This window comes from Pseudomonas simiae (assembly GCF_900111895.1).
GTDB lineage: Bacteria > Pseudomonadota > Gammaproteobacteria > Pseudomonadales > Pseudomonadaceae > Aquipseudomonas > Aquipseudomonas simiae.
Genome location: NZ_FOKB01000010.1, coordinates 126,738 through 141,471, shown reverse-complemented (window position 1 = coordinate 141,471; position 14,734 = coordinate 126,738). Strand labels below are relative to the sequence as shown.

15 protein-coding genes are annotated in these 14,734 nt (G+C 61.0%); 8 read left to right on the top strand and 7 right to left on the bottom strand.

Annotated elements, in window-relative coordinates; translation table 11 throughout:
* The first annotated feature begins 21 nt into the window (after window positions 1-21).
* Window positions 22-930 (top strand): glutaminase B, encoded by a 909-nt coding sequence (gene glsB / locus BMZ57_RS25270; RefSeq protein ID WP_010209905.1) that lies wholly within the window; start codon window positions 22-24, stop codon window positions 928-930.
* A 134-nt stretch (window positions 931-1,064) separates the two neighbouring features.
* Here glsB and mddA read toward each other — a convergent pair whose 3' ends face one another.
* The 5 genes from mddA to BMZ57_RS25245 all read right to left on the bottom strand — a co-directional run bounded on the left by mddA (window position 1,065) and on the right by BMZ57_RS25245 (window position 5,422).
* Window positions 1,065-1,832 carry a methanethiol S-methyltransferase gene (gene mddA / locus BMZ57_RS25265; RefSeq protein ID WP_010209907.1) on the bottom strand — a complete coding sequence of 256 codons (768 nt, stop codon included), beginning with the start codon at window positions 1,830-1,832 and terminating at the stop codon, window positions 1,065-1,067.
* 128 nt (window positions 1,833-1,960) lie between these two features.
* Entirely contained in the window at window positions 1,961-3,229 is a 1,269-nt protein-coding gene (locus BMZ57_RS25260) for an NAD(P)/FAD-dependent oxidoreductase (protein ID WP_044287304.1), read from the bottom strand.
* On the bottom strand, window positions 3,226-3,978 hold the full coding sequence (locus BMZ57_RS25255) for an amino acid ABC transporter ATP-binding protein (protein ID WP_010209910.1): 753 nt from the start codon (window positions 3,976-3,978) through the stop codon (window positions 3,226-3,228). Before BMZ57_RS25255 ends, BMZ57_RS25260 begins: the two co-directional genes overlap by 4 nt.
* Window positions 3,975-4,643 carry an amino acid ABC transporter permease gene (locus BMZ57_RS25250; RefSeq protein WP_021491600.1) on the bottom strand — a complete coding sequence of 223 codons (669 nt, stop codon included), beginning with the start codon at window positions 4,641-4,643 and terminating at the stop codon, window positions 3,975-3,977. The genes BMZ57_RS25255 and BMZ57_RS25250 overlap by 4 nt, the downstream gene beginning before the upstream one ends.
* Window positions 4,640-5,422, bottom strand: a complete 783-nt coding sequence (locus tag BMZ57_RS25245) for an ABC transporter substrate-binding protein (RefSeq protein ID WP_010209912.1) — start codon at window positions 5,420-5,422, stop codon at window positions 4,640-4,642. Before BMZ57_RS25245 ends, BMZ57_RS25250 begins: the two co-directional genes overlap by 4 nt.
* A gap of 215 nt (window positions 5,423-5,637) precedes the next feature.
* On the opposite strand from BMZ57_RS25245, the gene BMZ57_RS25240 reads away from it, so the two are divergent.
* Window positions 5,638-6,417 (top strand): IclR family transcriptional regulator, encoded by a 780-nt coding sequence (locus BMZ57_RS25240; RefSeq protein WP_010209913.1) that lies wholly within the window; start codon window positions 5,638-5,640, stop codon window positions 6,415-6,417.
* Window positions 6,418-6,591: 174 nt separating this feature from the next.
* Here BMZ57_RS25240 and BMZ57_RS25235 read toward each other — a convergent pair whose 3' ends face one another.
* Together BMZ57_RS25235 and BMZ57_RS25230 are read right to left on the bottom strand one after the other, a co-directional pair.
* Entirely contained in the window at window positions 6,592-7,836 is a 1,245-nt protein-coding gene (locus BMZ57_RS25235; protein ID WP_010209914.1) for a saccharopine dehydrogenase family protein, read from the bottom strand.
* Window positions 7,837-7,864: 28 nt separating this feature from the next.
* On the bottom strand, window positions 7,865-8,962 hold the full coding sequence (locus BMZ57_RS25230; RefSeq protein ID WP_010209915.1) for a carboxynorspermidine decarboxylase: 1,098 nt from the start codon (window positions 8,960-8,962) through the stop codon (window positions 7,865-7,867).
* A gap of 277 nt (window positions 8,963-9,239) precedes the next feature.
* On the opposite strand from BMZ57_RS25230, the gene BMZ57_RS25225 reads away from it, so the two are divergent.
* From BMZ57_RS25225 to BMZ57_RS25200, 6 genes are read left to right on the top strand one after another with little or no spacing between them, the layout of a single operon-like run.
* Window positions 9,240-10,259 carry a LacI family DNA-binding transcriptional regulator gene (locus tag BMZ57_RS25225; RefSeq protein ID WP_010209917.1) on the top strand — a complete coding sequence of 340 codons (1,020 nt, stop codon included), beginning with the start codon at window positions 9,240-9,242 and terminating at the stop codon, window positions 10,257-10,259.
* Window positions 10,243-11,247 (top strand): ABC transporter substrate-binding protein, encoded by a 1,005-nt coding sequence (locus tag BMZ57_RS25220; protein WP_010209918.1) that lies wholly within the window; start codon window positions 10,243-10,245, stop codon window positions 11,245-11,247. The genes BMZ57_RS25225 and BMZ57_RS25220 overlap by 17 nt, the downstream gene beginning before the upstream one ends.
* Complete coding sequence (locus tag BMZ57_RS25215) at window positions 11,248-12,066, top strand: ABC transporter permease (protein WP_042572215.1); 819 nt, start codon at window positions 11,248-11,250, stop codon at window positions 12,064-12,066. It abuts the gene before it with no gap.
* A complete protein-coding gene (locus BMZ57_RS25210; protein WP_069673386.1) occupies window positions 12,063-12,857 on the top strand; it encodes an ABC transporter permease in 795 nt (264 codons plus the stop codon). Before BMZ57_RS25215 ends, BMZ57_RS25210 begins: the two co-directional genes overlap by 4 nt.
* Window positions 12,854-13,885 carry an ABC transporter ATP-binding protein gene (locus BMZ57_RS25205; protein ID WP_010209921.1) on the top strand — a complete coding sequence of 344 codons (1,032 nt, stop codon included), beginning with the start codon at window positions 12,854-12,856 and terminating at the stop codon, window positions 13,883-13,885. The genes BMZ57_RS25210 and BMZ57_RS25205 overlap by 4 nt, the downstream gene beginning before the upstream one ends.
* Window positions 13,886-13,894: 9 nt before the next feature.
* The gene (locus tag BMZ57_RS25200) at window positions 13,895-14,728 is read left to right on the top strand and encodes a phosphodiesterase (protein WP_045792000.1); all 834 of its coding nucleotides are present in this window, start codon (window positions 13,895-13,897) and stop codon (window positions 14,726-14,728) included.
* Window positions 14,729-14,734 lie beyond the last annotated feature (6 nt).

Below are 14,734 nucleotides of genomic sequence, written 5' to 3'. Positions count from 1 at the left end.
ACACAGATGACAGGACAAGACATGCAGGCGATGCTCTCGTCGATCCTCGACGAAGTGCGCCCCCTGATCGGCCTCGGCAAAGTCGCCGACTACATCCCCGCACTTGCCGATGTGCCCGCCAACCAACTCGGCATCGCCGTTTACGGCAACGATGGTGCGGCCTACTGCGCCGGTGATGCCGATACGCTGTTCTCGGTGCAGAGCATCTCCAAAGTGTTCAGCCTGGTGCAGGCCATCGACCACGGCGGCGAAACCATCTGGGAACGCCTGGGCCACGAACCTTCGGGGCAGCCGTTCAACTCCATGGTGCAACTGGAGTTCGAACGCGGCCGCCCGCGTAATCCGTTCATCAATGCCGGCGCGCTAGTGATCTGCGACATCAACCAATCGCGCTTCGCCGTGCCGATTTTGTCGATGCGCGACTTTGTGCGGCGTCTGTCCGGCAACCCGCAGATCCTGGTCAACAGCGTCGTCGCCGAGTCCGAAGCCCAACACGGCGCGCGCAACGCGGCCATGGCCTACCTGATGAAGTCGTTCGGCAACTTTCACAACGATGTCGATGCGGTGCTGCACAGCTATTTCAATTATTGCGCGCTGCAAATGAGCTGCCTGGATTTGGCCCGGGCCTTCAGTTTCCTGGCCAACGAAGGCGTGAGCGCCCACAGCGGCGAGCAGGTCCTCACCGCGCGCCAGACCAAGCAGGTCAACTCGATCATGGCCACCAGCGGGCTCTATGATGAAGCGGGAAATTTTGCCTATCGCGTGGGGTTGCCGGGCAAGAGCGGGGTAGGCGGCGGGATTGTCGCCGTGGTGCCGGGGCAGTTTACGGTGTGCGTGTGGTCACCGGAGTTGAACGCGGCGGGGAACTCGCTGGCGGGGATGAAGGCATTGGAGTTGTTGAGTGAGCGGATTGGGTGGTCGGTGTTTTAGATCGCGTCGGATGGCAGCACTCAGGCCGCTCAGGCATAGATGGGTAAACGTCCAACTTTGTGGGGTCAGTTCACTCTGCGTGGGAGCGAACTCTCTCCCCCTGTGGCGGGGACCTGTTCAGTATCTGCGTTGCTTCATTTTGAACGTCTCTTCGGCATCGGAAAAATCATGCTGACCTCTCCCTGATACTCGCGATACCTGTCTCCAAACAACACCGTCAGATCCTTCTCTTCAAAGTAGGTGCCGATAAAGAGATAGACCGTCAGCCCCATCGCAAACTGTAAATGACCGACCGTCATGTCCGGCGTAGCCCAAAAGGCAATCAGGAACCCAAGATACAGCGGGTGACGAATGATCTTATAGAGCAGCGGGGTCCTGAACACTGGCGCGTGTTGCGCTGTGTCGCGCCAGCGGTCAATCGCTTGCTTGAGCCCGAAGAGTTCGAAGTGGCTGATCAACAGCGTCGCCAATAACACAATGGCCCACCCCGCCCAGAACAGCCCCGTTATCAAAGCCCTCGCCCAGGCTGTTTCGATATGCCATACCTGATAGGTGATGGGGTGCCACAGCCAGAACATCACCCCCAGTACCAGACTGCTGAACAACACATAGGTGGAGCGTTCAGCCGCCGTCGGAATGAGTGCAGTCAACCTGCTCTTGAAGCGTTTACGCGCCATGACACTGTGCTGTAGACCAAACAGGATGATCAGCAAACCGTTGATCAACGTTGCCAGAGGCCAGTCGATAAGTCGCCCCGCGTTGATGTTCTTGGGCACCACGACGCTGCCCAAGAACCCCATCAGGTATAAAAAGGTGAGTAGGAAAACCACGTAGCAAGCGATGCTGTACACCAACCCGACCAAGCGCGCGGGGAGGCTGTCGGCGTGTGTTTGTGGGTTCATGGACGATTCCTTTCGCACATGGTAAAGGCGTGAGCCAGACGAGGATTGAGTTCGACTGGCTCAGGCTAGCAGGGTGCGTCGGTTCAGTAACCTGTGAGTGTTGACAGCTCTTTAGAGTGTTTAGCGATTCAAACGATGTTCAACCGGTCCAACAGGCTATACCACGCCACCCCCGCCCCGATGTAGAAACGCTGCAACCCATGCATCGGTAGCCGTTGCAACGGTGTCACCGGGTAGGCGAACTCCGCCTGGCTGTCACACAACTTGCCCGCCAACTGTTGCCCCAGGCTGGTACACAGTGCGATCCCGCGCCCATTGCAGCCCAGTGCCAACGTTAAACCCGGCGCGGGCTGGTGAACGTGGGGCATGAAGTCCCGCGTGATCGCGATACGTCCGGCCCAGCGATACTCGAACTGCAGTGGCCCCAACTGCGGAAACAGCAGCGCCAGCGAGCGTTCCAGGTGGGCGAAATCTGTCGGTGAAGTGGGGTCGTTGAACAGTCCGCGGCCGCCCATCAACAAGCGCCCATGGCTGTCCTTGCGAAAGTACAGCAGCAGCCTTTGCGCGGTGGAGACGGTTTCCTGGCCCGGCAGGATGCGCTCGGCGACGCTGCCACTCAACGGTGTGGTGGCGACGATAAAGCTGTTTGCCGCAAGGACGCTCTGCGCCATGCCCGGCCACAGGTTGCCGCTGTAGCCGTTGGTGGCCAGCACGACTTGATCGGCCATGACCCGTGCACCCGAAGCCGTCTGCAATTGCCAGCCCGCTCCCTGGCGCCGCAAGTCGGTCACCGCGCTCTGCCCATGAATGCGTACACCCGCCGCCAATGCCGCGCCCACCAATCCACGGGCATACGCCAACGGTTGAATCGCCCCTGCACGACCATCCAGCCAGCCGCCGGCAAATGCGTCACTGCCCATGCGTGACGCCACCGTCGACGCATCCAGACGCTGCACCGGCACACCGCGCCGCGCCCACTGATCCGCTCGCGCGTGCAACCCGGCGACGCCTTTTTCGGTGTATGACACCTGCATCCAGCCCTTGCGTACCGGCGCGCAATCAATGCCGTGCTTTTCGATCAGCTTGAACACCAGGTCTGCTGAACTCGACACGGTCGAGATCAACGGTTCGGCGCGCTCCGGCCCGAACATCTGCACCAGTTGCTCGGGGTCGTATTTGAGCGTGGGATTGACCTGCCCACCATTGCGTCCAGATGCCCCCCAACCGGGCTCATTGGCTTCCAGCACGCACACGCTGACACCACACTCGGCCAAGTGCAGTGCGGTCGACAAGCCGGTGTATCCCGCCCCGACAATCGCCACATCCACCTTCATCGACTCCCTCAACGCAGGTGTCGGCACCACCGAGGGCGCCGTCGCGGACCACAATGACTTCATGACAGGCTCCGCGTATCGCCAGTGGGGTGCAGCACCCGCCGCAGGAAATCCTGGGTACGCGGATGCTGCGGATTGCCCAGCACCTGTTCCGCCGCACCACTTTCGACGATGTAACCGCCATGCAGGAAACACACGCGGTCGGCGACTTCGCGGGCAAAGCCCATTTCGTGGGTGACCACAATCATAGTCATGCCTTCGTCGGCCAAGGTGCGCATCACCGCCAGCACATCGCCCACCAGTTCCGGGTCGAGGGCGGAGGTGGGTTCGTCGAACAACATGGCGTCGGGTTTCATCGCCAAGGCGCGGGCGATGGCCACGCGTTGTTGCTGGCCGCCGGAGAGTTGCTCCGGGTAAGCATCGGCCTTGGCGCTCAGGCCGACCTTTTCCAGCAACACCAGGGCTTCTTCGCGGGCTTGCGTGGGCGGTTCGCCTTTGACGTACACCGGGCCTTCCATCACGTTTTCCAGCACGGTGCGATGGGGGAACAGGTTGAAGCGCTGGAACACCATGCCCATGCGGCTGCGCAGGGCGTGCACGGTCTTGCTGCCGCGCTGCACGGTTTCGCCGAACACGGTGATCACGCCGCCGTCGTAGGCTTCCAGTGCATTGATGCAGCGCAGCAGGGTGGATTTGCCCGAGCCCGAGGGGCCGATCAGGCACACCACTTCGCCCTTGGCCACGTTCAGGTCGACACCGTGCAGTACGCGGTGGCTGCCGTAGTGTTTGTGCAGTTGGTGAATGTTGATCATGCTTTTTTCCTCCGACCCAGGTGTTGTTCCATGCGGCGCAGGCCATACACCAGCGGCAGGCTCATCAGCAGGTAGAGCAGGGCGACCAGGGTGTAGACGGTCATGTTCTGGAAGGTCGACGAGGCGATCAGCTGGCCCTGTCGGGTCATCTCGGCCACGGTGATGGTCGACACCAGGGACGAGTCCTTGAGCATCATCACCAGGGTGTTGCCGTAGGGCGGCAGAGCGATGCGAAACGCTTGTGGCAGGATCACCCGGCGCATCATCAGCGCCGAGCGCATCCCCAAGGCTTCGGCAGCTTCGCGCTGGCCTTGTTCGACGGCAATGATGCCGGTACGGAAGTTCTCGGCCTGGTACGCCGAGTAGGCGATGCCCATGCCGATCACACCCGCATAGAACGCGGTGAGGTGTACGCCCATGTCGGGCAGTACGAAGTAGATGTAGAACAGCTGCACAATGATTGGCAGGCCACGGATCACGTTGATGATGGTGCTGGCCGTCCACGACAGTGCACGAATCGGCGACAGCTTGAGCAGCGCCAGTACCAACCCGAGCGCACTGCTGAGCAGGAACGACAGCACGGTGATCTGGATCGTCACCCAGGCGCCTTGCAGCAGGATCGGCAGGAAGTCCAGGGCGTTTTGCAGGAACTCAGCCGGCTTCATGGGCGCACCTGGGTATCAAGTCCCCACTTCTTGAGGATGCTGTCGAGGGTGCCGTCAGCCTTGATGCTGGCGATGGCGGTGTTCAGGCGCTCCAGGGTTTGTGCATCGCCCTTGCGCACCACCAGGCAGACTTCGCCGACGTTGCTGGGCGTGTAGTCAGGAGCGAGCTTCACGCCTTTGAACAGCTTCTGGCGAATCTGGTAGGCCACCACTGGCTGGTCGCCCACAGCGGCCTTGATGCGGCCCAGGGAGAGGTCGCGGACCATCTCGCCGATGGAATCGTAGGTGCGGATCTCCTTGAAGATGCCGAGCTTGTTCAGCTGGTCATAGAAGATCGTGCCGGCCTGCACGCCGACCACCTGATCCTTGAGTGGCATGAGATCAGGGTAAGCGGCGTTGTCGTCGGCATTGATGATCAGGCCTTCACCGTACGCGTAAACCGGGGCGCTGAAGTCGACGACCTTGGTGCGCTCTTCGGTCTTGAGCATGCCGGCGGAAATGAAGTCGAGCTTGCCGGAGGTGAGGGAGGGGATCAGCGCGGCGAAGTTGGTCTGCTCGATCTGGCTGGTGAAACCGCCGGCCTTGCCTACGGCTTCAGCGACATCAACCATCACGCCCTGAATGCTGTTGCTCTTGATGTCGAGGAAGGTAAACGGCGAACCACTGGCCGTTGCACCGACTTTGTAAGAGGACGCACTTTCTGCGTGCACGGCGGTAACGCAGAACGTGGCGCAGAGGCCGAAGGCAAGGCGGCGAAACAAGGGCGAAAGACTGTTCATCGGGTTACTCCAGAAGGAAAACGGAAAGTCAGTACCGCAAGCGGCTGCCGATGAAATCGCAAGCTCTGTGCCATTTCGATTAATAAAAATCGTATATCGCTACACAAAATTGAAAAAATGAAGCAGTCGTATCGATATGCGATATTAGATGGTCTATTTTTGTAATTTAAGGTAGAAATATCGCCACGCCTGATCGACCTGACCACGAGTACGCCATGTCCGAAGATCGCAACAGTCTGCACAACCAATCCCTGGAAAAAGGCCTGTCGGTGCTCAAGGCATTCAGCGCACAGCGCCGCAGCATGAGCCTTGCGGAGGTGGCCGAGGCCGCCGGCATGACCAAAAGTTCGGCCCAGCGCATGGTATTTACGCTCGAAAGCCTGGGTTACCTTCGGAAACACTCGCGCACACGGCATTACCAACTCACACCTCGGGTGTTGGAGTTGGGCTTCAGCTATCTGGATGCGCATTCGTTGATCGAGGTGGCCAACCCGTTTTTATCGGAACTGACGCGATTGACCGGCGAGACGTCGTGCCTTACCGAGCCTGCGGGCTACGACATGACCTACATCGCGCGCTTCGTCAGCTCGGGTTTCGTGCCGGTGCACATGCCGATTGGCTCGCGGGTACCGATGTACTGCACGGCGTCGGGGCGGGCGTATTTGAGCGCGTTGCCGCAGGAGGAGGCGTTGGTGTTGATCGAGAACAGCCAGCGCATTGCGCATACCAGCCAGACATTGACCGAGGTCGACAGGATTCTGGAGTCGTTGCAGCAAGTGCGCGAGCAGGGCTATGCGGTAAATGGCCAGGAGCTGTTCCTGGGCGACATGACCATCGGCGCGCCGGTACTGGGTGCCAATGGCCGGCCGGTGGCAGCGGTGCATGTGGTGGCGCCGACCAGTCGGTGGAGCAGGGCGGATGCGCAGAAGCAACTGGCGCCGGCGTTGTTGCAGTGTTCGCGGGCGCTGAGCAATTCAGCGCGGAACCTCGAATAACCGACAACCTCTGTAGGCGCTCGCGAAAAACCAACAGGCACCGCGTGCATCCAGAATGCCTGCGTCTTCGTTGATGTTCTTCGCGAGCAGGCTCGCTCCTACAGTAGGGTGGGTTGGCATCAAAAAAAATGCGCCCCTCAGGGCGCATTTTTTGTTCGGTCAACGATTGCCTATTCAGGCAATTGCATCCCAGGCACGATCACCGTGCTCGTCTTTGATCCGCGTCGGCAAGCCCATCACGTCCAGCGCTTTCAGGAACGGCTCGGCTGGCAGTTCCTCGACGTTGGCCATGTGCTTCACATCCCATTCGCCACGGGCGACCAGCAGCGCAGCGGCCACCGGTGGTACGCCTGCGGTGTAGGAGATGCCCTGGCTGTCGGTTTCGGCAAAGGCTTCTTCATGGCACGCCACGTTGTAGATGAACAACTCGCGTGGCTGGCCATTCTTGGTGCCCTTGACCAGGTCTCCAATGCAGGTTTTGCCGGTGTAGCCCGGTGCGAGCGAAGACGGGTCGGGCAGCACGGCCTTGACCAGTTTAAGCGGCACGACTTCCAGGCCTTCGGCGGTGGTGACCGGCTTTTCGGAGAGCAGGCCGAGGTTCTTCAGTACGGTGAACACGTTGATGTAGTGTTCGCCGAAACTCATCCAGAAACGCACGTTGGGCACGTCGAGGTTTTTCGACAGCGAGTGCACTTCATCGTGGCCGGTGAGGTAAAGGTTCTGCGAACCGACTACCGGCAGGTCGTCGGTGCGTTTGACTTCGAACATGGTGTTGCTGGTCCACTGGCTGTTCTGCCAGCTCCACACCTGTCCGGTGAACTCGCGGAAGTTGATTTCCGGGTCGAAATTGGTGGCGAAGTATTTGCCGTGGGAGCCGGCATTGACGTCGAGAATGTCGATCGAATCAATGCGGTCGAAATGCTGTTGCTGCGCCAGCGCGGCATACGCGTTGACGACACCCGGGTCGAAGCCCACGCCAAGGATGGCGGTGATGTTCTTCTGTTTGCACTCTTCCAGGTGGTTCCACTCGTAGTTGCCGTACCACGGCGGGGTCTCGCAGACCTTGCCCGGCTCTTCGTGGATGGCGGTGTCGAGGTACGCAACGCCGGTGTCGATGCAGGCCCGCAGGACCGACATGTTGAGGAACGCGGAACCGACGTTGATGACGATCTGCGATTCGGTCTCGCGGATCAGGGCCTTGGTCGCTTCCACGTCCAGGGCGTTCAGCGCGAAGGCTTGGATATCGGCGGGAACCTTGAGGCTACCCTTGGCCTTGACGCTGTCGATGATGGCCTGGCATTTGGAGATGTTGCGCGACGCGATAGCAATACGACCGAGTTCGTCGTTGTGCTGCGCGCACTTGTGGGCCACCACCTTGGCGACACCTCCTGCACCAATGATAAGAACGTTCTTTTTCAATTGCTTTATCTCTCCTTTATCCGCCAGCTTACGAAAGGCTGGACAGGTAGTCGTCGTAACCAAATTCACGAACCACTTCGACAGTACCGTCGAGTTGTTTCACTACGATGGACGGCATTTTCAGGCCGTTGAACCAGTTTTTCTTGACCATGGTGTAGCCTGCGGTGTCGATGAACGACAGCCGATCGCCGATGGCCAGCGGACGATCAAATTGATACTCGCCGAAAATGTCCCCGGCCAGGCAGGATTTGCCGCACACCATGTAAGTGTGTTCGCCATCGCTCGGTGCCAGCTTGGCATTGAGGCGATAGATCAGCAGGTCCAGCAGGTGGGCTTCGATGGAGCTGTCTACCACGGCGAGGTTCTTGCCGTTGTAGAGGGTGTCGAGCACGGTGACTTCCAGGGAGGCACTGTTGGTGATCGCCGCTTCGCCGGGTTCCAGGTACACCTGCACGCCGTACTGTTCGGAGAACGCTTTCAGGCGCGCGCAGAACGCGTCCACCGCGTAGTCTTCCCCAGTGAAGTGGATGCCGCCGCCGAGGCTGACCCACTCGACCTTGTGCAGCAGCGCGCCGAAGCGTTCTTCGATCACGCCCAGCATCTTGTCGAACAGGCTGAAGTCGCCGTTCTCGCAGTTGTTGTGGAACATGAAGCCGGAGATCTGCTCGATCACACCTTCGATCTTCACCGGGTCCCATTCGCCCAGGCGGCTGAATGGACGCGCCGGGTCGGCCAGCAGGTAGTCGGAACTGCTCACCTGTGGGTTCACGCGCAGGCCACGGGTCTTGCCTTCGGAACGTTCGGCAAAACGCTGCAGTTGGCTGATGGAGTTGAAGATGATCTTGTCGCAGTTATCCAGCATCTCTTCGATTTCATCGTCGGCCCAGGCCACGCTGTAGGCGTGCGCCTCGCCTTCGAACTTCTGGCGACCGAGCTTGAGCTCATACAGCGACGAGGACGTGGTGCCGTCCATGTATTGCTGCATCAGGTCGAACACCGACCAGGTGGCAAAGCACTTGAGCGCCAGCAACGCCTTGGCGCCGGACTGCTCGCGCACGTAAGCAATCTTCTGCATGTTGACCAGAAGCTTCTGTTTATCGATGAGGTAGTACGGCGTTTTGATCATTTTTGAGAGCCTGCGGCGGTGCCTGCCAAAAAAGGACACGCATTGTGCCCGCACTTGGATCGAATCGAAAGGTTAGTGGGCGGATTTTGCGTGCCCGATTTTTCCAGACTAGCCCAGGAGTATGACTGTCTATGGATAGACACCGGCCCACATTTGGACCGCTGTTCATCCTGCTGCAGGGTATTTGCTGTCATCAAACCGTAACCCTCCCACCACCGTCCTGCCATATTCCCCCGCTAGTGTCCTCGCCAATGAGATCGATCTCAAGCGAGTGACAATGACTGACCTGAAAGACGTAGCACGGCTGGCTGGGGTATCCCGCGCCACCGCCGCCCGTACCTTTGCTTCCCCTGACCAGGTGCGCCCGACCACCCGTGAGCAGGTGTTCGCCGCCGCCCGTGAGCTGGGCTTTCGCCCCAATCTGCTGGGCCGCCAACTGCGCCTGCAAACCACCCAGTTGATTGGGGTGGTGGTGCCCAACCTGCTCAACCCGGTATTCGCTGAACAGTTCCAGGCCATGGAACGTGCGGCGCGGGCGCGCGGCTACAGCCTGTTGCTGGCGACAACCGACTACAGCAGCGAACGCGAGTGCAGTGTGGTCGAAGAGCTGCTGCGCCAGCGTGTCGACGGCCTGGTGCTGACGGTCACCGATGCCGAAAGCAACAGCGTGCTCAGCAGCCTTAACACCGAACAGACCCCGTTCGTGCTGGCCTACCACCAACCGAGCAACCCCAACTACAGCGCCGTATCGGTCGACAACCGCGCCGGCATGGCATTGGCTACCCGTTATCTGCTGGATGCGGGCCATCGACGCATCAGTATGGTCGCCGGCCCCGCGTTGCAGTCCGACCGTGCCCGCCTGCGCTACGCCGGTTATTGCGATGCCATGCTCGAATACAGCCTTGAGCCCCGCTCAGTGATCGAAATGCCGGCCCACACCCAGGCCGAATTCGCCGCCATCCAACCCGTTCTCCAAGGTGCTGATGCGCCCACCGCGCTGGTGTGTTCCAACGACTTTCTGGCAATCAGCCTGATCGCCGAACTGCGCCGTAACGCCTGGAACGTGCCCGAACAACTCTCGGTGATGGGTTTCGACGGCATCAGCCTCGGCACTCAGATGCACCCGACCCTGTGCAGCGTGGTGCAGCCCATCGCCTTGCTGGCCAGCACCGTAATTGACCAACTGCTGGCGCAAATCGCCGGCAATGCCCCGACGTCCCATTGCCTGCCTTGCCATATCCGGCCGGGCGACAGTACTCAACCCCACGAGGAAACCCACGATGCGCGCACTCAGTAAAACCCTGGCAGCCGTGCTGCTCTGCGGTGCGGCCAGCCTGGCCCAGGCCGCCGACACTGCAATCTGCTACAACTGCCCGCCGGATTGGGCCGACTGGGGCACCCAACTCCAGGCCATCGCCGCCAGCACCGGTGTGCAAGTGCCGCTGGACAACAAGAACTCCGGCCAGTCCCTGGCACAGTTGGTGGCGGAAAAAGCCGCACCGGTGGCGGACGTCGTTTACTACGGCGTGACCTTCGGCCTGCAGGCGCAAAAAGCTGAAGTGGTCGACACTTACAAGCCCAAGGCCTGGGACCAGATTCCTGCAGGTTTGAAAGACCCCGCCGGCCATTGGTTCGCGATCCATTCCGGCACCTTGGGCATTATGGTCAACGTCGATGCGCTCGGTGGTTTGCCGGTGCCGCACAGTTGGGCTGACCTGCTCAAGCCGGAATACAAAGGCATGGTTGGTTACCTCGACCCGTCCAGCGCCTTTGTCGGCTACGTCTCGGCAGTGGCGATCAACCGCGCCATGGGCGGCGACCTGGACAACTTTGCGCCGGCCATCGATTACTTCCAAAAGCTCGCGAAAAACACGCCCATCGTGCCCAAGCAAACGGCCTATGCGCGCGTGCTGTCTGGTGAGTTGCCGATCCTGGTGGACTACGACTTCAACGCTTACCGCGCGCGCTACAAGGACAAGGCCAACGTCGCCTTCGTGATCCCGGAGGAAGGCAGTATCAGCGTGCCCTATGTGATGAGCCTGGTGGCTAACGCGCCGCACCGCGCCAATGCGCAAAAGGTCCTCGATTTCGTGCTGTCGGACGAAGGCCAGGCACTCTGGGCCAAGGCCTACCTGCGCCCGGTGCGCCCGATGAAAATGCCGGCTGACGTAGCTGCACAGTTCCTGCCCGACAGCGACTACGCCCGCGCCGGGGTGGTGGACTACGAAAAAATGGCCGCCGTGCAGGAAGCCTTCGCCGCCCGTTATCTGAACGAGGTCAAGTAAGTGGCAGCATCGTCAAGACATGCGGTCTGGGCGCTGGCCCCGGCCTTTGCGGTGCTGCTCGCGTTCTGGCTGTTGCCGCTGGCGCACTTGGTGGTGCTCGGTGCCGACAGCCGCGACAGCAACGGCAGCGGGTACTGGCAGGTGCTCAGCAGTGCGCAGTACTTGGGCAGCCTTGGGCAAACGTTGGTCCTGGCCGTGGTGGTAACGCTGGTTGCGTTGGTGATTGGCGGTATCAGCGGGGTATTCCTCGCCCGGCAGCAGTTTTTCGGGCGCTCGGCGTTGGTGGCATTGCTCACCTTTCCTTTGGCCTTTCCCGGTGTGGTGGTGGGCTTCCTGGTGATTTTGCTGGCTGGCCGACAAGGCCTGCTGGCCTCACTGGGCCTGCAACTGGTCGGCGAGCGCTGGATCTTTGCCTATTCGTTGGCGGGACTGTTTGTGGGCTACCTGTACTTCTCGATTCCACGGGTGATCCTCACGGTGATGGCCGCGTGCGAAAGCCTTGACCGCAGCCTGGAGGAGGCCGCGCATTCCCTCGGCGCCGGGCATTGGCGCGTGGTGTGCGACGTGATCGTGCCGGGCCTGGCGCCCGCGTTGGCGTCCTGCGGCGCGATCTGTTTTGCCACGTCCATGGGGGCCTTCGGTACGGCCTTTACCTTGGGCACGCGACTGAATGTCACCCCGGTGGCGATCTACAACGTATTCACCAACTACGCCAACTTTGCCGTCGCCGCTGCGCTGTCGGTGGTGCTTGGCGTGGTGACCTGGGCGGTGTTGCTGCTCACGCGACGCCTGGTGAAAAACGCGGGAACTGTGCTGTGAAACGCTCATCACTGTTTGTGCTGCAACTGCTGTTCACCCTGCTGGTGTGTGCCTTCATGTTGGTGCCGGTGCTGATGTCTTTGCTGGCCGGCTTGACCCGCAACTTTTTCGTGGGGCTGTCCAGTGGCTTGACCTTTGATTGGTTGATCCAGGTGTGGCAGGCCTATTCGCCCACCGTGTGGTTGTCGCTGCAATTGGCGCTGGCCTGCGCGGTAGGTGTCTGCGTGATCGGCGTGCCGGCGGCCTACGCGCTGGTGCGGATGAACAACCGCTTCAGTCGCGCCTTCGAAGAGTTGATGGTGCTGCCGGTGGCGATGCCGGGGTTGGCCAGTGCGCTGGCCTTGCTGCTCACCTACGGCCAGTTCGGCAGCTTTCGTAGCAGTTGGCTGTTCATCTTGGTTGGCCATGTGCTGTTCACCTTGCCGTTCCTGGTACGCCCGGTGATGGCGGTGATGCAACGCCAGCAACTGCCGCTGCTGGAGGCGGCGGCGGCCAGTCTGGGCGCGGGTCCGATCAAACGCTTTTTCAGCGTGGTGGTGCCCAACTGCCGGGCGGGGATTCTGGCGGGCGTGCTGATGGTGGTGACCTTGTCCCTGGGTGAATTCAACCTGACCTGGATGCTCCACACCCCCATGACCAAGACGCTGCCCGTGGGCCTGGCCGACAGCTATGCCTCGGCGCGCCTGGAAATCGCCAGTGCCTACACCCTGATCTTTTTGCTGATGATCGTGCCGCTGCTGATTGCGTTGCAGGCCATCAGTGCCCGTTTGTCCCGTGGAGAACGTCGATGACCGCTATCACTATCCGCCTGCAAGGCTGTCGCAAGGCGTTCGCCGATGGCACCGTGGCCGTGCATGACTTGAACCTGACCGTCGAGGGCGGCGAAACCCTGGCGATCCTTGGCCCATCCGGCTGTGGCAAAACCACCACGTTGCGCCTGATCGCCGGCCTGGAGCGCCCGGATGTGGGCCAGGTGCTTTTCGGCGATCAGGACGTGACCCGCCTGCCCATCGAGCGCCGCGACGTGGGCATGGTGTTCCAGAACTATGCACTGTTTCCCAACCTGAACGTGGCGGGCAACATTGTTTATGGCTTGAAGATTCGTGGCATGGGGGGAGTGGAGCGCGAGAAGCGCTGCGAAGAGCTGCTGGAGCTGGTGGGCTTGCAACACCACGGCAAGCGCAGCATCCACGAACTTTCCGGCGGCCAGCGTCAGCGCGTAGCACTTGCCCGCGCCTTGGCGCCACGTCCGAAAGTGCTGTTGCTGGACGAACCGCTGGCGGCCCTCGACGCGCAATTACGTGAGCGCCTGCGCAGCGAACTGAATGACCTGTTGCGCGGTCTTGGCATCACCTCGGTGTTCGTCACCCATGATCAGGGCGAAGCCATGGCCCTGGGCGATCGCATCCTGGTCATGGAGCACGGCCGTGTGGCGCAACTGGCCAGCCCGCGTGACATCTACCACAAACCTGCCAACGCCTTTGTCGCCGGCTTCGTCGGCAACCTCAATGCCTTTCCGGTCATCGAACCGTCGGCCCATGGCTTGAAAGTCTGCGGCGGCGAGTTGCCGTGGCACGCCGCCGAGCTGCCCAGCACAGTCTATTGCCGCCCCGAACACCTGAGGGTGATGGAGGGTGAGGGGCACCTGCACGGCCACCTGCTGGCGCAGTTCTTCCAAGGCGCGCAAAGCCGCCTGCTGGTGGATGTGGGCGGCCCGCAACCGCTGTTGGTCGACAGCAGCGACAACCAGTTGTACGCCGTCGGCGCGCCAATTGCCCTGGCGATTGCGCCGCACATGTTGTTCACCCTGAATGCTTGAGAATCTATTGTGAATCGACCGTTTCTTGTCGCGCAGATCAGCGACCTGCACCTTAAAGCCGGCCAGCGTCTCACTTATGGGGTCGTCGACACCTTGGGCGCGTTGCGTCGCGCCGTCGACCACCTGAACGCCAGCGACCCGCGCCCCGATATCGTGGTGATCAGCGGTGATCTGGTGGACTTCGGCCGCGCCGATGAATACGCCGTGCTGCACCCCGAACTCGCCCGACTGCACATGCCGTACTACCTGGTCCCCGGCAACCACGACAGCCGCGGGCCGTTGCTGGAGGCGTTTCGTGATCACGCGTATTTGCCGTTGTCCGCAGAGGGTCCATTGGACTGGGTGGTGGACGAGCATCCGCTGCGCCTGATCGGTCTCGACTCCACCCTCCCGGGCAGTCACGGCGGCCAGCTGCATGACAGCCAATTGCAGTGGCTGCACGCGCAATTGTCCTTGCGCCCGGAGGCGCCGACCTTGTTGATCCTGCACCACCCGCCGTTCATCAGCGGCATTGGCCATATGGACCGCGAGCCCTTCATCAATGCGGCTGCGCTGGAGCAGGTCGTTGCCCGCCATCCGCAAGTGGAGCGCCTGCTCTGTGGGCACTTGCACCGCCCCATGCAGCGCCGTTTCGGTGGCAGCTTGAGTTGTGTGTGCCCCGGCACCTCCCACCAGATCGTACTGGACCTACAAGAAGCGGCGCCCGCGCATTTCAACCTGGAGCCGGCGGGCTATCTGTTGCATCGCTGGGAGGCGCAACAGGGTTTGATCAGCCACAACGGCGTATTCGGGGACTACCCGGGGCCGTATCCGTTTTATGACGCTCATGGGTTAATTGACTGAGGTTGT